Below are 20,710 nucleotides of genomic sequence, written 5' to 3' on the forward strand. Positions count from 1 at the left end.
TATCTATTAAATGTCATATTATATATAGTCACACTATTTAAAACTTCTTCAATATAATATTTCATTATTTGAACTACTGCTAAAATTTAATCTAATATTAACCCTCTAATAAGTTTTATTTAGTAAGTTCTGTTACAATATCTCTAAATATAGGTGCTCCAGTGTTTCCACCACCTAATTCTCTGCCATCAGGATGCTTTTCACCTATGTTTGGTGCAATAACTACTATTGTATATTTTTCTCCATTTAATTCGAAATACCCAGCAAACCATCCATGGTTAGTTCCACCACTTCCAGTTGATGTTCCTGTTTTACCACCAATATTTACTCCCTCCACTTTTGCTTCGAACCCTGAGCCTTCCCATATAACTTTTGACATAGTTTCTTGTGTAAGTCTAGCTGCGGTTTCACTAAATATTCTAGTTTCATTTCCTTTAAACTCATCAACTACTTCATCATTATCACCAACAATTTCTTCTACAATACTAGGCTTAATATAAATACCATCATTTACTACAGTATTATATAATCCTGCCATTTGTACAGGAGTTACCACTACTGTTTGACCTATTGAAATATTATTCATACTATTTTCTAATGTTGGTTTTACACCAGATGCTTCATTTCTATTTTCACCTTTTATATTTAATACAGGTTTAAATAATCCCATATTACTCAAATAATCCATCATATCACTATATCCTATTTCAGTGCCAACCTTTGCAAAAACATCATTACAAGAAACCTTTAATGCATCTTCAACAGATAATAAACCATGAGCATAAGGCTTACCATCCTTTGTGCATATTTCTCCAGTACACAAGAACTCATCAGTTGGACTAATTAATCCTTCATCTAATGCTATAGCTTCTGTAATTACTTTAAAGATAGATCCTGGTTCATATCCTAATTGACCAATTCCTAAATTCACATTAGCTTGAGTTTCATCTTTTTGAACCATTGCTCTAATTTTACCTGTTTTCGCCTCTGATACTACTACCCCAATATTATTTAAAAATGAATAATCATCTTCATTTAAAATTTCTCTAATTGTATTTTCCCACTCTGAGTTAATTGTTAATTTTATATTGTTATTGTTTGATGCAATTACTTCTCCATCTCCATAAATAGACTTTTCATTTAAATAAAACTTTGCAGTTGGATACGTATTTTCTTTTATATAAGAATCTAAATCATACTCTAATGAATCTTCCACCACATTTTCTTCCTTTATATCTGATAGAAAATTATTTGTTTTCCAAGCTTCATTTTTATCTATTTCATCATATATATATGTATATATACCTTTAATATTTTCTAGTTTATTTACCTTATTATAAGTTTCTTCACTAACTGTATAATATATTTTCCCTTCTTCTTGCATAACATCTGAATAATTAAAATCTGGATTTTCAGACTTCATTATAAAATTTAACGCCATTAAATCCTCTAATGTTTCCTCATAATTATTTAACATAAATGGCTTAGTATCTAAGACTACAATATATTTTTTATCATAACTCATTAAATCTTTACCATTTGTATCAAATATTCTGTAATTCATTTGAGATAAATTTTCCGATTGATAATTTTCTATTTCTCCCTCAACTATTAAAGATGGATGAACCTGAAGAAAGTATAACCTAACTATTAACATTACTATTATAAGCCCATATATTCCGCTTATAATTGCTATTCTATTTAAATTCATTTGATTCTTTTTATTTATCAAAAAAACACCTCCCTAGGGTTAATTCTATCCCAGGAAAGTGCTTTTTATACAATTTTTTCTATTTTAAAATATCTTTAATCTTTGTTACAAGAATATCTATTGCAACTTTATTTTGTCCACCCTCAGGAACTATAATATCTGCATATCTCTTAGTTGGCTCTGTAAATTGTAAGTGCATAGGTCTTACAACTTCTAAATATTGATTAATTACCGAATCAACAGTTCTGCCTCTTTCATTTATGTCTCTAACTAATCTTCTTAATATTCTTATGTCAGCATCAGTATCAACATAAACTTTGATATCTAATAAATCTCTTAATCTTTCATCCTCAAGAACTAAAATACCTTCAACAATTATAATGCTTTTAGGTTCAACTCTTACAGTTTCTTTAGATCTATTATGAATTGAAAAGTCATAAATTGGTTTTTCTATGGAAACTCCATTAATTAAATCTTGTAAATGATTTATTAATAAATCATTATCAAAAGCCTTTGGATGATCATAATTAGTTTTTACTCTTTCATCCATAGATAAATTGCTTTGATCCTTATAGTACATATCTTGTTGTATCATTGCAATACATTCATTTGAAAAGCTTGAATATATAGCATCTGCAATACTACTTTTCCCTGATCCTGTTCCACCAGTAATACCTATTAGTATTGGCTTTTTCATTATAGTTCCTCCTTCTTATGTTTAAAGCTCTAAAACTTTCTTTCCTTTTATTAACATATCTTTTTCTTTCAATGGAGTTTCAACTTTTACTTTAAATACCATATGAGCTCTATTAGCTACATCAGTTTTCTTATTTTTCTCCATATCAAACATATCATTAAGCTTAACATTAAAGTATGGTGTATGTGCTCTTAAAACTTCTACCTCATCACCTTCGAAAACTCTATTTTTTTGAAGAATAGTAGCTTCCTTTGTTTCTTCATCATAGCTTTGTACTATACCAACTATATCATAATCTCTTACATATGATGATACATCATATGTTTGTTCTCCCATTTTTCCAAAGAAGAAACCTGTATGATATTGTCTATGACTTACTTTTAATACTGTATCTAACCATTCTTGTTTAAATTCATATCCTTCTGGATTATCAAAATATGAATCTAGAGCCTCTCTATAAGCTTTTACTGTTGAAGCAACATAAAATTCATTTTTCATTCTTCCTTCTATCTTTAATGAATGAACTCCACTTTTTACAATTTCAGGTATATGCTTTATCATACATAAATCTTTTGAATTCATTATATATGTTCCATTATCATCTTCTACTATAGGGTAATATTCACCTGGTCTTGTTTCTTCAACTATATAATACTTATATCTACAAGCATTTGAACAAATACCTTTATTTGCATCTCTTCCTAACATATAATTAGAAATTAAACATCTTCCTGAGTATGCTACACACATAGATCCATGTATAAATACTTCTAGTTCACAACCTTCAGGAGTATTTTCATTTATTTCTGTTATTTCTTTAAGCGTAAGTTCTCTTGCTAAAACTATTCTTTTTACACCTTGTTCATACCAAAATTTAGTTGCCATCCAATTTGTTATATTTGCTTGAGTACTTAAATGAATTTCTAAATTTGGTGCTGCAGATTTTGCTGCTGCTACTATTGATGGGTCTGCAACTATAATTGCATCTACTCCTAAATCATATAATCCCTTTATATATTCTTCTACACCTTTTAAATCATGATTTCTTGGAAAAACATTCATAGTTACATATAATTTTTTCCCTCTATCATGACAATATTTTATACCTTCAGCCATTTCTTCATTAGTAAAATTATCAGAAAAGGCTCTTAAATTTAGCCTACCGCCACCTATATATACAGCATCTGCTCCAAAATCTATTGCTATTTTTAATCTTTCTAGACTTCCTGCCGGTGCTAAAATCTCTGGTTTTATCATATCTTTACCTCCTTTTAGTCACTGCAATTCCATCCCCCATTGGTATTACAGACGTAATTAAATTTTCATCCTTAGATACTAGCTCTAAGTACTTTCTCATTCTCTTTACTATAGTTATTTTTCTCCTCTTTACTAAATCATTAGATGCAACCATACCTCTAAATAATACATTATCAGCTACAATAATTCCATCTTCTTTTAATAATCTTAAACAATGAGGTAAAAAATGATTATAGTGTCCTTTACCAGCATCCATAAAAATTAAATCATACGGTTCCTCTAAACTTTCTAAAATTTCAAGGCAATCCCCTTCTTTAATTTCTATTTTATCTTCTAAATTATATTTTTTAAAGTTCTCTTTAGCATATTTTATCATATTTTCATCACGTTCTATTGTGGTAATATATGCTTTAGCTCCTGATGACTCATACATTAAAATTGCTGAATAGCCAATAGCAGTTCCAAGTTCTAATATTCTTAGAGGCTTTTTCATACTAACCATAAACTCTAAAAATTTTGCTGTTTCCTTTTGAGCTATAGGAACCTTATTTTCTTTTGCAAATTCTTCTAACTCTCTAAATTTTTCAGAAGTTTCTGGTATTAGACTTCTTATATATTCTTCCATATAATCATAAGTTATTCCACTCATGTAAATCCTCCAAATAATTAATTTATTATTAATATTTAAGCTCCTCTAATTTATTCTCAAAATCTTCATAACTATTTGTAAAATAATGACTTTCATTATCCTGAAGAACATAGAATAAATAATCAGTATCCTCTGGTTTTAAACTAGCTTTAATTGATTCCAATCCTGGATTAGATATAGGTCCAACAGGTAATCCATAATTTTTATATGTATTATACGGAGAGTCTACCTCTAAATGTTCATATAGAACTATATCTACATGTTCTCCTAGAGCATAAATAACTGTGGCGTCAATTTGAAGCATCATTCCATCATTTAATCTATTCATTATAACCGATGAAATTAACGGTCTCTCACTATCAAGTCTTGCTTCCTTCTCTATCATAGAAGCTATAGTTATAACAGTTTCTATATCTTCATTATTGACAGTAGTATTAGTTTCATCCATAGCCTTCCTTAACATTTCTTCAAATCTTGAAATCATCTTCGTTATTATATCTTTAGGCGTTTCTCCAATATTTATTAAATATGTATCTGGAAATAGATATCCTTCTAGATTATATTTTTTTTCGCTGTTTACTTTTACATAATTAGGTAACTCATATTCCTTAACTGCTAATATAAAATCCTCTTTACTACATATACCTTCAGCTTCTAATTTTTCACCTATATCTTCTATAGTATAACCTTCTGGCACTGTAAAATTAACAGTATTTAATGAAGATTCACTAGTTAAGGTTTCTATTAATTTATCTAAAGATAAATCCTTTTGCAAAACATATTCTCCTTGTTTAACTTCTATGTTTTTATCTAAAACCTTAACATATGCTTTTATAAAAGGAATACCTTTTAGCTTTCCTTCATCTGCTAAGGATTGTATTATGCTATAAAAGCTATCACCTTCATCTACTTTTATTACTATATCATCTGAAGTTTTTAAAGGTTTCTTTATTACATTTATAAATGATATTAAAAAGCTTATAAATAATACTACAATAATTATTACGGGAACCGTTTTTAAACTTAACTTTTTCATAAAAACCCCCTACATACAAAGTAAATAGCCTATTTAGGCTATTTACTTTATTATAATACTTTTCTTTTTAATTATAAAGAATTTTACCTACTTTTTGCTTCTGCTTGATATTCTTCTTCTTTCAGCAGAATCTAATATTCTTTTTCTCATTCTTATATTTTCAGGAGTAACTTCTACTAATTCATCAGAATTAATAAATTCAAGACATTGTTCTAATGTCATTTGTCTTGGTGGAGTTAACTTTAATGCATCATCAGATCCAGATGCTCTTGTATTTGTAAGCTTCTTACCTTTACATACATTAATGTCTATATCTTCAGCCCTAGAACATTCTCCTACTATCATTCCTTGATATACAGGAACTCCAGCTCCTATGAATAAGGTTCCTCTTTCTTGAGCATTTACTAATCCATAAGTTATAGCATCTCCATCTTCAAATGAACATATAGATCCTCTGCTTCTTCCTGGAATTTCACCTTTAAATTTATCATAGCCGTTGAATACATGGTTCATTATACCATTACCCTTAGTATCAGTCATAAATTCATTTCTAAATCCGATTAATCCTCTAGCTGGTACTATAAACTCAAGTCTAGTATATCCATTAACAGCAGATGTCATATTTACCATTTCAGCTTTTCTAGGTCCAAGTTTTTCCATAACAGGTCCCATAAATTCTTCAGGAACGTCTATAGTTAAATATTCCATCGGCTCTAATTTCTTGCCATTTTCTTCTTTAAATATAACATTTGCTTTTGAAACTTGGAATTCATAGCCTTCTCTTCTCATAGTTTCAATTAATATAGATAAGTGAAGTTCTCCTCTTCCTGAAACTTCAAAGCAGTCTGATGAAATTTCATTAACCCTTAAACTTACGTTAGTTTCTAATTCCTTTAATAATCTATCTCTTAAATGTCTTGATGTAACAAATTCACCTTCTCTACCTGCAAAAGGAGAATCATTTACCATAAAGTTCATACTTAATGTTGGTTCATCAATTTCTACAAATGGTAATGCTTCAGGATTTAAAGCATCAGCTATAGTTTCCCCAATATTACAATCTGGAATACCACTTAATGCAATAATATCTCCTAAAGCTGCTTCTTGAGCATCTTCTCTATTTAATCCATTATATGTAAAAATGCTTGATACTCTATAATTTGCTGTGCTTCCATCTTGTCTTACTAAAGCAACTTGTTGATTCTTTTTAACTCTTCCTCTATGAATCTTACCTATTGCTATTCTTCCTACATACTCATTAGTATCTAATGTAGTTACAAGCATTTGGAAAGGTCCATCTATTTCCCCCTTAGGTGCTTCAACATTTTCTAATATTGTTTCAAATAATGGTACCATATCACTATTCGTATCTTCAACATTATATCTTGCAAAACCTTCTCTTGCAGAAGCATATATAATTGGAAAATCTAATTGTTCATCATTAGCACCAAGTTCAATAAATAATTCAAATACTTCATCTATAACTTCTTCTGGTCTTGCATTTGGTTTATCTATTTTGTTTATAACTACTATTGGTTGTAATCCAAGTTCTAATGCCTTTTTTAAAACAAATTTTGTTTGAGGCATAGGTCCTTCATAAGAATCTACAACTAATAATACTGAATCAACCATTTTAAGAACACGTTCAACCTCGCCTCCAAAATCAGCATGTCCAGGAGTATCAACAACGTTAATCTTTACTCCGTTATACATCATAGCAGTGTTCTTTGAAAGGATTGTAATTCCTCTTTCTTTTTCTAAATCATTAGAATCCATAACTCTTTCTTCAACTTTTTCATTGCTTCTAAATACATGACTTTCTTTTAATAAAGCATCTACTAATGTTGTTTTACCGTGGTCAACGTGAGCTATTATTGCAATATTTCTAATATCATCTCTACTAATTAAATTCATTTAATTTCCTCCAATGTGGTTTTTTATATAATGTAAACCTATAAATTATTTTTTCCAAAATAAAATTGGATACGGTTGTATCCAATTTTTTTAAAATTATTTAAACTATAACCATTCTAAGATTATTATAAAGAAATGTCAACCTCTCAGATTATATTTCCATTATTATTGGTAAAATCATAGGCTTTCTCTTAGTCTTTTCATAAAGATATGATCTAAGTTCATCTCTTACTTTAGCTTTTAAGCTAGCCCAATCTGTTATGTTGCTTTCTTCACATTCTCTTAATACATCCTTAACAATATCCTTAGCTCCATCCATCAGTCCTTCTGATTCTCTAACATAAACAAAACCTCTAGATATAATATCAGGACCTGCGATAATAGAGTTATTTTCTTTAGATAGTGTTACAACAACTGTTAATATACCATCTTGAGATAAATGCTTTCTATCTCTTAATACTATATTTCCAACATCACCAACACCTAAGCCATCAACAAATACTTGCCCAGCATTTACTGATCCATTTCTTCTAATATTATTTCTAGTAACTTCAATAACTCCACCATTTTCAGGTATTAATACATTTCCTTCAGGTGTTCCTAAAGATATAGCTAGTTCACCATGTTGTTTTAAATGTCTATATTCCCCGTGAACAGGAATAAAGAATTTAGGTTTTACTAAAGATTGCATTAGCTTTAATTCTTCTTGACAAGCATGCCCTGAAACGTGTATTTCAGCTAATGATTTATATATAACTTCAGCACCTTTTTGGAATAACTGATTTATTACTTTAGAAACCAACTTTTCATTTCCTGGTATTGGAGTAGCTGAAATAATAACAGTATCTCCTTCAACTATATTGATCTTTCTATGTTCAGAGCTTGCCATTCTAGCAAGTGCTGACATTGGTTCTCCTTGACTTCCTGTAGTTATAATAACCACCTTATCATTTGGATATTTATTAATTTGATCTACACTTATTAATATATCTTTTTCAAATTCTAAATATCCAAGTTCAGCAGCAACAGCAACTATATTTTCCATACTTCTTCCTGAAACTGCTACCTTTCTATCATATACACGGGCAGCATCTATTATTTGCTGTATTCTATGAACATTTGATGCAAAGGTTGCTATTATAATTCTCCCCTTTGCTTTAGAGAATAGCCTTGCGAAACTTTCTCCTACTACCTTTTCAGACATAGTATATCCTGGCTTTTCAACATTAGTTGAATCAGCCATCATAGCTAATACACCTTTCTTACCAATCTCTGCAAACCTTGCAAAATCCATTGGTTCACCATCTATAGGTGTATAGTCTATTTTAAAATCTCCTGTGTGTAATACAACCCCTAGTGGAGTGTGTATAGCTATTGCAACCGAATCAGCAATAGAGTGATTAGTTTTTATAAACTCTACAGATACTGAATTCAATTTTATAACATCTCTTGGTTTTACTCTAACTAATTCTGTTGAGCTTAATAAACCGTGCTCCTTAAGCTTTGTTTCAACAATCCCAAGAGTTAACTTTGTTCCATATACAGGCACATTTAATTGTCTTAATACATATGGTAGTGCCCCTATATGATCCTCATGACCGTGTGTTAAGAATATTCCTCTTATCTTATCCTTATTTTTTAATAAATAACTAACATCTGGTATTACTAAATCAATACCGAACATATCTTCATCTGGGAATTTTAATCCACAATCTATAACAACTATATCATTTTTATATTCTATTACTGTTATATTTTTACCTATTTCATTAATTCCCCCCAAAGGAATAATTCTAACCTTTGCTTTTTCATTTTTCAATATGTCCCCTCCTTCTTCTTAAAATATGTAACTTAAAGGTTCTCTAAACAGAGTAACCTCTTCATCCTTATTTATTTTTATCATTAATTTTGCTTTGACATTTTCTACAAACACCAAAAAATTTGACACTATGATCTATAATCTTAAATCCATAAGATCTTTCAACTTCTTCTTCAAGTTCATCTAATAGATCATCTTGTACTTCAATAACACTTTTACACTCATTACAAACTAAGTGATGGTGTCTATGACCCTCATCTTTACGAACTAATTCATATCTACTACATCCATCATCTAAGTCTAGCTTACAAATAACTCCTAACTCCTCTAACAAGATTATAGTTCTATATACCGTAGCTAAGCCAATTTCAGGACAACTCTTTTTAACTTCATCATAAATCTCTTCTGCTGTTAAATGTTCGCCCTCTTTTTCTATTATAGTATCAACAATAGCTCTTCTTTGAGGCGTCAATTTATATCCTTTTTGTTTTAAATCCTCTTTTAGTACATTAAAATCTATACTATTTGATTGTTCCACAGACAACACACCCCTTTCTATATTTATTTATCTATCTAAAACTATTATTCCTCAGAAAAAATAGTATCATATGCTTCTTGAACTGCTGCAAGTTCTACTTCATCATCTATAGGTATTAGTAAATCATCACCATCTTCATCTACTCCTACCTTTAATGCAAATATATCATCTTCAGTATAATTATCATCATATACTATAACATATTCGCTTTTTTCATCTGTATCTGGATTTACCATATCAAAAAATGCAACAACATTTAATTTCACTAAATTTCCATCTTCATCGTATAATTCTAATTGTTTTAAATCTTTATCCATAAAAATACTCCTTTTTATAATTGTAATTTTTACCTTATTACTTGTCAATAATAACTTTCAATTGATAGCTAATTATTATTTAATACTTATTCTATCTAAGTACCCTTGCAATATATATGTAGCTGCAATTTTATCTACTATTTTTTTCCTCTTGTTTCTTGATAAATCTGCTTCTAACATAGCTTTATGGGCTGCTACAGTTGTTAATCTTTCATCCCACATTTCAATTTTTAAACCTGTAAAACTTTTTATTTGTTCAGAAAACTCTAAAACTCTTTCTCCTGATTCACCTATAGTACCATTCATATTTTTAGGAAGTCCAATTACTATAGTTTCTACCGAATACTCTTTGCATAGTTTTTTTATTTCTTCTAAATCTTGCTCTTTTTTACTTCTTCTTATAGTTGTTATTCCTTGAGCAGTCCATCCTAATGGATCACTTATAGCTACTCCAATAGTTTTTGATCCTATATCTAAGCCCAATATTCTCATACTTTTCTCCTTAAATATTAAAGAGTGCCCGAATAAACGGGCACTCTTTATTTTATTTCTAAATAAGATTTTATAACTTCCTCAAGAATTTCATCTCTTTCAAGTTTTCTTAGTAAAGCTCTTGCTCCGTTGTAGCTTGTAATGTAAGAAGGGTCCCCTGAAATAAGATATCCAACTAGCTGGTTAACTGGATTATAACCTTTCTCCTGTAACGCATTATAAACATCTGTTAATATAGATTTAGTTAAATCTTCTTTGTTGATGTTTAAGTCAAATTGCATTGTTGCATCTAAGTTATTATTCATACAACTGCTGCTAATTGCAGCACACCCCCTTACTTCTATTTAGTTAATATTTCCTAGTAATAGTATTCCATATTTAAAAAATTCTATACAAGGTTTCTTCTATTAACTATATTATAAACTATAAAAGTATAAAAGTACACTATTTTACTAAAGATTCTACTACTGAGTAAGTTTTTTCTACTGCTGTTTTAATATTTTCCGGATTCTTACCACCAGCTTGAGCCATATCTGGTCTTCCTCCACCACCGCCTCCAACAATAGAAGCTACTTCTTTAATTATCTTACCACAGTGAACTCCCTTATCTAGTACATCCTTTGTTGACATAGCAATTAAGTTTACTTTTCCACCTACATTACTAAATAACACAACCACACCACTAGAAATCTTATTTCTTACTTTATCACCAAGATCTCTTAAAGAATTTCCATCAATTCCTTCAACAGCATAAGCTGCCACCTTAACTCCATTTATCTCTTTAACTGAAGATAAGATTTCATCTTCAACTCCAGAAGCTAATTTACTCTTAAGTTCTAAAATTTCTTTTTCTTTATCCTTAATTTCTGTACCTTGAGAAATTATCTTTTTAAGTACATCTCTTTCGCTACATTTTAATACATTACATGCTTCCTTTAATAACCTTTGCTTTTCTTCCATGTACTTTATTGCATTTATACCACTAATTGCTTCTATTCTTCTAATTCCAGCAGCAACTCCTGCCTCTGAAACTATCTTGAACAAACCAATTTCTCCTGAATTGTGAACATGTGTACCACCACAAAGCTCCTTTGAAAACTCTCCTACACTTACAACTCTTACTTTATCACCATATTTATCATCAAATAAAGCCATAGCTCCTGAGTTTTTAGCTTCATCTAAGGTCATAAGATCTGTATCTACAGAAAATACTTCCATTATTTTTTTATTAACTAAATCTTCTAATTTATTTATTTCTTCTTCAGTTAATGCTGTAAAGTGAGTAAAATCAAATCTTAATCTTTCATCATCAACATATGAACCTGCTTGATTTACATGTTTTCCAACTATTTGTTTTAATGCTTCATGTAACATATGAGTTGCAGTATGATTTTTTTCAATATTTCTTCTTCTTACAATATCTATTTTAAGAACTGCATCCTCATTTACTTTGATACTACCTTCATTCACCTTAACGTAATGAATAGTTTTTCCACCTACATTTTTCTTAGTATCATAAACATAAGCTTCTCCAGAAGTAGTTTTTATAATACCTTTATCTCCTACTTGGCCACCCATTTCAGCATAAAATGGTGTTTTTTCAGTTACTATATATCCTTTTTCACCACTTACTAATTCATCTACAAAATCATTATCATTTGCTAAAATAATAATTTTAGAATCTACTTCAATATTATTGTATCCAACAAATTCGGTATTTATTGAAGATTCAATCTTATTTATTGGACTTTCATCACTACCCATGTAAGTTGATTCGCCTCTAGCATTTCTAGCTCTTTGTCTTTGTTCTTCCATTTCCTTTTTAAATGATTCATAATCAACTTTCATACCTTTTTCTTCTAATATTTCCTCAGTTAATTCTATTGGAAAACCATATGTATCATATAACTTAAAGGCATTTTCTCCTTTTAATATATTTTCATTTGAAGATTTCATTTCTTGAATATAATCATTTAAAATGTTCATTCCTGAATCTATAGTTTCATTGAATCTTTCTTCTTCTAAAGAAACTATCTTTTCAATATATTCTTTATTTTCTTTAAGATTTGGATAAGCATCCCCATAATTTTCAACTACTGATTCAACTATATCAGTTAAGAATAGTCCTTTAATACCTAGTAATCTTCCATGTCTAGCTGCTCTTCTTAACAATCTTCTTAATACATAGCCTCTACCTTCATTACTTGGTTGAACTCCATCTGATATAAGCATAGTTACAGATTTAACATGATCTGTAATTATCCTTAAAGAAATATCTTTCTGAGATGATTCTCCATATTTAACTCCTGAAAGTTCTGATACTTTATTTAAAATATTTTTAACAGTATCTATTTCAAATATATTGTCTACTCCTTGCATTATTGTTGCTATTCTTTCAAGACCCATTCCTGTATCTATATTAGGATTAGCTAATTTATTGTAATTTCCTTCTTCATCTTTATCAAATTGTGTAAAGACCAAATTCCAAAATTCTACAACTCTGTCCTCATCACTAGCTTTAATAAAGTCATCAACATTTGTAATAACACCTTCTCCTCTATCAAAGTGAATTTCTGTACAAGGTCCACATGGTCCAACTCCTATTTCCCAGAAGTTATCATCTTTCCCTAATCTAAAAATTCTTTTCGGATCAACATCAGTTTTCTTACACCATATGTCAAAGGCTTCATCATCTTCTAAATATATAGTTACATATAATTTATCCTTTGGAATTTGTAAAGTTTCAGTTATAAACTCCCAAGCCCAAGGAATTATTTCTTCTTTAAAATAATCTCCAAAAGAGAAATTTCCAAGCATTTCAAAGAAAGTACCATGTCTTGATGTTTTTCCTACATTTTCAATATCACCAGTTCTTATACATTTTTGACATGTAGTAATTCTTTTTCTTGGTGGCTCTTGTAAACCTGTAAAATATGGTTTAAGAGGTGCCATACCTGCATTTATTAATAATAACGATTTATCATTTTTAGGCACTAGAGGAAAACTCTCTAATCTTAAGTGCTCTTTTGATTCAAAAAATCTTAAATAAGCTTCTCTAAGCTCATTAGTTCCTATGAATTTCATAATCTTACCTCCATTTAATTACTTTTTATAATAAAAAAAAGTTTCCATCCCTTAAAAAAGGGACGAAAACATATATTCCGCGGTACCACCCTAATTATGCACAAATGCATCACTTAGTCAAATATAGCTCCAAGATAGCTTCAATATATTATGTAAGAAGTTCTCAGCATCCACTTCCTCTCTGAATACATAGTGTATATTTACTCATTCTCATCAACGCTAGATATAAAATTTTACTATATTTCAATGAAATTATAATTTATTTATTAAAATATGTCAATTATTTATTTTAGAACAAATAATCATTAATATCCTCATATATAACTTTAATTATTACAGCAATTGGTACTATAATAATCATTCCAATAAATCCGCCAAGCTTTTCACCAATCAAAAGCAAAATTATAATAATAATTGGATGCATATTAGTACTATCTCCAGTTACTTTAGGTGATAATATATTACCTTCTATTTGCTGAATTATAAACATTATAACTAATGTCCATAAAGCCTTACTAGGCGACTCCATAAGTGCAATAAATATTGCAGGTATTCCTCCAATTATAGGTCCAAAATAAGGAATTATATTAAATATTCCATTAAATATTCCAAGTATTAAAGAAAATTTAACTCTTGCTATAAATAAAGATATAGTTGTTAATATTCCTATAATCAAAGACAATAATAGTTGACTTATTATATATCGAGATAATACTTTATCTATGTGATTAATTACCTTCTTAGCTATTACTCTTTTATCTGTTGGAAAGATTAACATTAACTTATTAAAAATAAGTTCTCCATCTACTAAAAAGTAGTATGTTACAATAGGAATAATAGCCATTGATATAATACTCTCTAATAATGTCATTAAGTTATCTAACATGTTATTAGAAAAGTTTCTTAGCAAAATATTAGTTTCATCCCTTATTCTTCCGTAGATGCTTTGAAAAAAATCAATATTATCTATATTAAATTTTTTCGCCAATGCTTCTACATACTTATCTACATTATCTAATACACTTCCGAAATTATAACTTTCTCTTAAAATAGAAGGGATTACTATATAAAAAAATAAAACAATTCCAAATAAAATACTAAATATAATTATAAGAGAAGCAGTCCTTTTTTCTATTTTAAACTTATCGCTTAGTATATCTCTCAAGGGCTTTAATGCATATGCAAGAATGAAACTTATAAATATTATATTCACTATACTATTTAATGTTTTTACTTTTAAATATAAAATTAGGATAAAAATAAATAACAAAGCTACTATAATGTATTTTAATATCTTCTTACTTTTATTACTAACTAGCATATTTTATTCTTTCTTGGCATACTTTGAAACTTAACTTCATTATTACCAAAATAAAAAATAAAATCTTCTCCTAACATGCATTCCTTTAAAAGAAGTATTTCTTTACCTTTTACTATTCTATCAAAAATACCTGAACTAATAATTAATCCTTTAATAGATAAATCTTTCCTATTAATTATTAAATCCTCTAAAACTCCTATAATTATATTTCTTTTATCTTTCACATCTATATCTTTGATACTTTTAAATGCTATTCCCTCTTTTTTATTAACCTCTCTAATTATCATAACATCTTCAATAGTTATAATATCTTTAACCTTAATAAAATTCTTTTTGCTAAACAACAAGTAATTTGATAATAAAAAGCCTTTTATTATGCCTTTATTAAAATCTATATATATATCATCGATTATCCCTAAATACTTTCCCCTAATATCATAAACTTTTAGCAAATAAAAATCCTTAGTTTTTAACATGCTATTTTCTCCCTTCTATAAACCATAGAATTATTATTTACTAAAGTAACAAAAAAAATTCCTATATATTTAATATATAGGAATTTTTTATTATAAAATACTTTCTATTATTCCGCCACCAACTACTATATTTCCATCATAAAATACAACTGATTGCCCTTTAGTAATTGCTCTTTGCTTATCTTTAAATGAAACTTTAATTTTTCCATCTTCAAGTGGCGAAATTATTGCCTCAGCAGGTTTAGCTGAATATCTTACCTTAGCTGTAATATTCATTTCTCCATTTAAATTATCAAAAGGAATAAAATTAACATCCTTTGCTACTAAATTAGTTTTAAATATATCCTCTTCTGGCCCTAAAACAACTTCATTAGTATTAGGTATTATATCTGTAACAAAAACTGGTCTTCCTAAAGCTATACCCAATCCTTTTCTTTGACCTATTGTGTAATATACTATTCCTTTATGTTTTCCTAGTACATTACCATTTTTATCAACAAAATTACCTTGTTTAACTTTATTTGGTTTAACTAATGAAATATACTTACCATGATTGTTATCAGGTATAAAACATATTTCTTCACTATCCTTTTTATTATGGACAGCCAGACCAATTTCCTTAGCAATTTCTCTAATTTTATCCTTTGTATAATCACCACATGGCATTAATGTTTGACTTAACTGCTCTTGTGTAAAGTTATATAAAGCATAAGTTTGATCTTTTCTATCATCATCTGCCTTAATTAAAAGATATCTACCATCTTCATTTTTTTCAATTTTAGCATAATGGCCTGTAGCCACATAATCTGCTCCAATACCCTTAGCTCTTCTCAAGAATTCATCAAACTTTATATGTTTATTACATGCTATACATGGATTAGGAGTTTTTCCCTCAATATATTCTTGAATAAAATAATCTATTACTTTTTCCTTGAAGGATTCTTTAAAGTTAAGTACATAAAAAGGAATTCCTATCTTATCAGCAACTCTTCTTGCATCCTCAACTGATGAAAGAGAGCAACATCCGCCTTCTCTTTCAACATAGTCTTCATCTTCATCATCAAAATGCTTCATAGTTACGCCTATTACATCGTAACCTTGTTCTTTTAAAAGGTAGGCAGCAACAGAGCTATCTACTCCTCCACTCATACCTACTACTACTTTTTTTTTCATATTACTTCCTATTCTTCCCCATGAACATGATCATGAATATCATCATGTTCTTCGAAGTCCCAAAGCTCTAAGCCTGTATTTTTTCTATAATCATTAATAGCTTTATGTATTGCCTCTTCTGCTAATACAGAACAGTGCATCTTTACAGGTGGAAGTCCATCTAAAGCTTCAGCAACAGCCTTATTTGATAACTCCCATGCTTCTTCTACTGTTTTTCCTTTAATTAATTCTGTTGCCATTGATGATGAGGCAATAGCAGATCCACATCCAAATGTTTTGAATTTAACATCTTTAATTATGTTATCTTCAATTTTTAAATAAACCTTCATTATATCTCCACATTTAGCATTACCAACTTCTCCAACGCCATTTGCATCTTCAATTTCTCCTACATTTCTTGGATTTCTAAAATGATCCATTACCTTATCGCTGTACATCATAGTATTTTTCTCCCTTCTTAATAAAGTCTTCCCATAACGGAGACATATTTCTTAATCTTTCAATAATTGGTGGTACAACTTCTAAGACATAATTCACATCTTCTTCAGTTGATCCATCACCTAAAGTTAATCTTAATGATCCATGAGCTAACTCATGAGGTAATCCAATTGCTAATAATACATGAGATGGATCTAACGATCCTGAAGTACAAGCACTTCCACTTGAAGCACATACTCCTTCAAAGTCTAATGATAAAAGTATTGACTCTCCTTCTATGAATTCAAATGTAATATTAGAATTACCAGGTAGTCTCTTATCCCCTCTAGGTCCATTTAATCTAGTATGAGGTACCTTTAATAATCCATCTATTAATTTATCCCTAAGAATAGTTAATCTTTTATTATGTTCTTCTAAATTATCTGTTGCAAGTTCAATAGCCTTTCCAAGTCCTACTATTGAAGCTGTATTTTCAGTTCCAGCTCTTCTAGCTCTTTCTTGGCCACCACCATGTATTAAGTTATCTATTCTTACGCCTTTTCTTATATAAAGAGCTCCTATACCTTTAGGTCCATATATTTTATGTCCTGCTAAAGATAATAAATCTATATTCATATCTTTAACATCTATAGGAATATTTCCTACTGCTTGAACTGCATCTGTATGGAAAAGTACTTTTCTTTCTCTACAAATTTCTCCTATTTCCTTTACTGGCTGAATAGTTCCAATTTCGTTATTCGCAAACATAATTGAAACTAAGATGGTTTTATCCGTTATAGCATTTTTAAGTTCCTCTAAATCTATAAAACCTTCTTTATCTACATTTAAATATGTCACTTCAAAACCTTGCTTTTCTAAATACTCACAAGTATGTAGAACCGCATGGTGTTCAATTTTAGTAGTTATTATGTGATTTCCTTTTTTTCTATGAGCTGAAGCTATTCCCTTAATAGCCCAGTTATCAGCTTCTGAGCCACCACCTGTAAAGTATACCTCATTTTGATCACAATTTAACGCTTTTGCAACTCTTCCTCTAGCATTATCTATAGCCATTTTCGTTTCTCTTGAAATACCATAAAAAGATGATGGATTTCCATACTTTTCAGTAAAGAATGGCATCATTTCATCTAAAACTTCTGGTTTAACAAAAGTTGTTGCTGCATAGTCCATATACACGTTTTTCATCTTTACTCGCTCCTCTTTACTAATTTAATTGATTCGCCTTCAAACTTCAATCTATTATAATCATCTACTATATCTTGAAGCGTGATGCTTTCCATTACTTCATCAATGCTATTTTTTATTTTTTCCCATAACAATCTAGTAGCACAATAATCTATGTTATCACATTCTGAACCTTCAATACATTCTGCAATTTCAACAGGGCCTTCTAAAACATACATAACATCTGCTACTGTTATATCCTTTGGTGCACTATTTAAAACATATCCACCTTGAGCTCCCCTTATACTTTTTATAAGTTTAGCTTTTCTAAGAGGTGAAAATAATTGTTCTAAATAGTATTCAGATATATTTTGTCTCTTAGAGATTGTTTTTATTGAAACGGGGGCATCTCCATAGTGCATAGCAAGGTCTACCATAGCCTTGACCCCGTATCTACCTTTAGTAGAAAGCTTCATAATTCTTCCCCCTTTTAATGTTGACCATTTTACTTGTATTTACTTCATATATCTTACCAAACAGCTCTACTATTGTCAATAATATTGATTCCTTCTAAAGGCTTATATTCCCTTATTTAATATATGAAATTAAATCTTATTTTTTTATATTTTCCCAATAATTCTTAATACTGTTTTCATATTTATTATTCTGAGGATTATAATATTTAGCCCCTAATAAATTATCTGGTAAGTATTGCTGTCTAATGTAGTTATTTTCATAATCATGTGGGTACTTATATCCTCCTATTCCTAGATTTCTCGCTCCAGAATAATGTGCATCTTTTAAATGTATTGGAACATCGCCTATATTTTTATTTTCTAAATCTTCCATAGCACTTGTAAGAGCTAAATATGCACTATTTGATTTTGGTAATGTTGCAAGATAAATAACAAGTTCAGATAATATTAATGAAGCTTCAGGAAATCCCACTTTTAAAGCAAGATCAACTCCTGAATTTATTACTGTTAATGCATTAGGGTGTGCAAGCCCTATATCTTCAGCCGCAATTAAAGAAATCCTTCTTATTATCGCTTGCAAATTTCCTGATTTAATTAGTCTTGCTAAGTAATGAATAGCTGCATCTGGGTCGCTACCTCTTATACTTTTATGAAGGGCACTTAAGTAATTATAATATTCATCTCCACTAGCATCAGCTCTTATATGAGATTGATTTAATCCTTCTATATTTTCAATATTTATCTTTTTAATTTTATTAAGTTGAGAGTTAATAGCTAACTCCAATATATTATAGGCTTTTCTATAATCTCCTTGAGAAATCTCAGCCATATATTTTAAGGCCTCATTTGAATATTCTACTTCAATTCCTTTAGATATTAATCTACTAATTGCATTCTCTAATCCTTCTACTATCTCATCTATAGTAAGTGATTGAAACTGAAAAATATTACATCTACTTAATATAGCCTTATGAATTGCAAAATAAGGATTTTCTGTAGTACTTGCTATTAATGTAACCCTTCCATTTTCAATAAATTCTAAAAGTGCTTGCTGTTGCTTCTTACTAAAATGTTGAAGTTCATCAATATAAATAACTACACCATTATAATTAAGTAAATTATCTAAACTATCTGTTATTTCTTGTATATCTTTTACTGATGCAGTAGTCGCATTTAATTTATAAAATTTTTTATCACTATAATTAGCCATAATATTTGCTAGGGTTGTTTTACCAGTTCCAGGAGGCCCATATAATATGCAATTAGGAATTCTTTTACTAATTATTAAATTATATAACGGCTTTCCCTCACCTATAATATTTTTTTGTCCTATGAAATCCTCTAACTTTTGTGGTCTCATAGCCTCTGCTAATGGCTTCATTAACCTCACTCTTTCCTATAGTTATTTTATTTAAAACCTTCATTTAATTCTTTAGCTTTTTCAAGATCTTCATACTCTTTAAAACTTTCTATATATAACTCTCCATTTCTTTCTTTTAATATAACTTCTACGGGTACATTTTCCCCTATAGCCTCATCCCCCTCTTCTTCATCACCATGAGTTTCTAAAGACTTTGCTTCAATATTCAAAAGCAAGCATGCTATATATCTATCTTGATTTTTTCTTAAACTTACTACTTCGCTTTCATACTTTTTTAACTCTAATTCTCCTATATATAAAGAGTAAAATTCTACATAATTACAAACATAAAAATTTTTTTCACTTATATGTTTCTCCATAGTTTCATCATATCCGTTAGTATATGATAATACTAAATCTATAGTTTCTTTAACTTTACTCTCCTCACTCTTTGTTATAGTATCATTTTCTTCAGTATTTATTATGCCATCATTATCTTTAATATTTGTACTGTCTTCATTAGAACTATTGAAACATCCTACCATAAATACTTGTAAAATCATAATTAATGTAATTGTTAAAATACTTTTTTTCATACCATCCTCCATAAAATTAATTAAGTATATCTTTGTTAACAAGTTTCTCTTTAAATAATATCATAAAAATGTTAATTCTATGTTTATAAAATATAAAAAAAATAAAGGGCGAATTTAAAATGGAACCTATAAGATAGACACTTATAAAAGAGAGTCTATCTATATCAATGTCACTTAGTTAACATTATGGCA

At 29.1% G+C, this 20,710-nt stretch carries 20 protein-coding genes and 1 other annotated feature; all 20 genes read right to left on the reverse strand.

The window, feature by feature from the left end; all coding sequences use genetic code 11:
- Positions 1-115: 115 nt before the first annotated feature.
- The 20 genes from ACQPVP_RS15920 to ACQPVP_RS16015 all read right to left on the reverse strand — a co-directional run bounded on the left by ACQPVP_RS15920 (position 116) and on the right by ACQPVP_RS16015 (position 20,518).
- Positions 116-1,711, reverse strand: a complete 1,596-nt coding sequence (locus tag ACQPVP_RS15920; protein WP_430851639.1) for a penicillin-binding transpeptidase domain-containing protein — start codon at positions 1,709-1,711, stop codon at positions 116-118.
- A gap of 79 nt (positions 1,712-1,790) precedes the next feature.
- Entirely contained in the window at positions 1,791-2,408 is a 618-nt protein-coding gene (gene udk / locus ACQPVP_RS15925; protein WP_430851606.1) for a uridine kinase, read from the reverse strand.
- A gap of 21 nt (positions 2,409-2,429) precedes the next feature.
- Positions 2,430-3,665, reverse strand: coding sequence for a peptidase U32 family protein (locus ACQPVP_RS15930; protein ID WP_430851608.1), 1,236 nt, complete (start codon positions 3,663-3,665; stop codon positions 2,430-2,432).
- Between the two features lie 4 nt (positions 3,666-3,669).
- A complete protein-coding gene (locus ACQPVP_RS15935) occupies positions 3,670-4,314 on the reverse strand; it encodes an O-methyltransferase (protein WP_430851610.1) in 645 nt (214 codons plus the stop codon).
- 28 nt (positions 4,315-4,342) lie between these two features.
- Positions 4,343-5,350 (reverse strand): endolytic transglycosylase MltG, encoded by a 1,008-nt coding sequence (mltG, locus tag ACQPVP_RS15940; protein ID WP_430851611.1) that lies wholly within the window; start codon positions 5,348-5,350, stop codon positions 4,343-4,345.
- 87 nt (positions 5,351-5,437) lie between these two features.
- Positions 5,438-7,264 carry a translational GTPase TypA gene (gene typA / locus ACQPVP_RS15945; protein ID WP_430851613.1) on the reverse strand — a complete coding sequence of 609 codons (1,827 nt, stop codon included), beginning with the start codon at positions 7,262-7,264 and terminating at the stop codon, positions 5,438-5,440.
- A 151-nt stretch (positions 7,265-7,415) separates the two neighbouring features.
- On the reverse strand, positions 7,416-9,083 hold the full coding sequence (locus tag ACQPVP_RS15950; protein ID WP_430851615.1) for a ribonuclease J: 1,668 nt from the start codon (positions 9,081-9,083) through the stop codon (positions 7,416-7,418).
- Positions 9,084-9,150: 67 nt separating this feature from the next.
- Entirely contained in the window at positions 9,151-9,621 is a 471-nt protein-coding gene (locus tag ACQPVP_RS15955; protein WP_430851617.1) for a Fur family transcriptional regulator, read from the reverse strand.
- A gap of 44 nt (positions 9,622-9,665) precedes the next feature.
- Entirely contained in the window at positions 9,666-9,938 is a 273-nt protein-coding gene (locus ACQPVP_RS15960; protein WP_430851619.1) for a DUF1292 domain-containing protein, read from the reverse strand.
- 75 nt (positions 9,939-10,013) lie between these two features.
- Positions 10,014-10,430 (reverse strand): Holliday junction resolvase RuvX, encoded by a 417-nt coding sequence (gene ruvX, locus ACQPVP_RS15965; RefSeq protein ID WP_430851620.1) that lies wholly within the window; start codon positions 10,428-10,430, stop codon positions 10,014-10,016.
- Between the two features lie 47 nt (positions 10,431-10,477).
- Positions 10,478-10,735, reverse strand: a complete 258-nt coding sequence (locus ACQPVP_RS15970; RefSeq protein ID WP_430841180.1) for an IreB family regulatory phosphoprotein — start codon at positions 10,733-10,735, stop codon at positions 10,478-10,480.
- A gap of 139 nt (positions 10,736-10,874) precedes the next feature.
- Positions 10,875-13,514, reverse strand: a complete 2,640-nt coding sequence (gene alaS / locus ACQPVP_RS15975) for an alanine--tRNA ligase (RefSeq protein ID WP_430851622.1) — start codon at positions 13,512-13,514, stop codon at positions 10,875-10,877.
- Between the two features lie 55 nt (positions 13,515-13,569).
- Positions 13,570-13,740 (reverse strand) — a binding site (T-box leader).
- A gap of 63 nt (positions 13,741-13,803) precedes the next feature.
- On the reverse strand, positions 13,804-14,835 hold the full coding sequence (locus ACQPVP_RS15980; protein ID WP_430851624.1) for an AI-2E family transporter: 1,032 nt from the start codon (positions 14,833-14,835) through the stop codon (positions 13,804-13,806).
- Complete coding sequence (locus tag ACQPVP_RS15985; protein WP_430851626.1) at positions 14,829-15,311, reverse strand: PRC-barrel domain-containing protein; 483 nt, start codon at positions 15,309-15,311, stop codon at positions 14,829-14,831. The genes ACQPVP_RS15980 and ACQPVP_RS15985 overlap by 7 nt, the downstream gene beginning before the upstream one ends.
- 90 nt (positions 15,312-15,401) lie before the next feature.
- Positions 15,402-16,484 (reverse strand): tRNA 2-thiouridine(34) synthase MnmA, encoded by a 1,083-nt coding sequence (mnmA, locus tag ACQPVP_RS15990; RefSeq protein WP_430851628.1) that lies wholly within the window; start codon positions 16,482-16,484, stop codon positions 15,402-15,404.
- A gap of 8 nt (positions 16,485-16,492) precedes the next feature.
- Positions 16,493-16,924, reverse strand: coding sequence for a Fe-S cluster assembly scaffold protein NifU (gene nifU / locus ACQPVP_RS15995; RefSeq protein WP_430841185.1), 432 nt, complete (start codon positions 16,922-16,924; stop codon positions 16,493-16,495).
- Positions 16,908-18,107 carry a cysteine desulfurase NifS gene (nifS, locus tag ACQPVP_RS16000; RefSeq protein ID WP_430851630.1) on the reverse strand — a complete coding sequence of 400 codons (1,200 nt, stop codon included), beginning with the start codon at positions 18,105-18,107 and terminating at the stop codon, positions 16,908-16,910. The genes nifU and nifS overlap by 17 nt, the downstream gene beginning before the upstream one ends.
- Positions 18,108-18,109: 2 nt before the next feature.
- The gene (locus ACQPVP_RS16005) at positions 18,110-18,562 is read right to left on the reverse strand and encodes an RrF2 family transcriptional regulator (RefSeq protein WP_430851632.1); all 453 of its coding nucleotides are present in this window, start codon (positions 18,560-18,562) and stop codon (positions 18,110-18,112) included.
- Between the two features lie 136 nt (positions 18,563-18,698).
- Positions 18,699-19,943 (reverse strand): replication-associated recombination protein A, encoded by a 1,245-nt coding sequence (locus ACQPVP_RS16010; protein WP_430851634.1) that lies wholly within the window; start codon positions 19,941-19,943, stop codon positions 18,699-18,701.
- Between the two features lie 26 nt (positions 19,944-19,969).
- The gene (locus ACQPVP_RS16015) at positions 19,970-20,518 is read right to left on the reverse strand and encodes a hypothetical protein (RefSeq protein WP_430851636.1); all 549 of its coding nucleotides are present in this window, start codon (positions 20,516-20,518) and stop codon (positions 19,970-19,972) included.
- Positions 20,519-20,710 lie beyond the last annotated feature (192 nt).

Source organism: Clostridium nigeriense (assembly GCF_050585265.1).
Taxonomy (GTDB): domain Bacteria; phylum Bacillota; class Clostridia; order Clostridiales; family Clostridiaceae; genus Clostridium; species Clostridium nigeriense_B.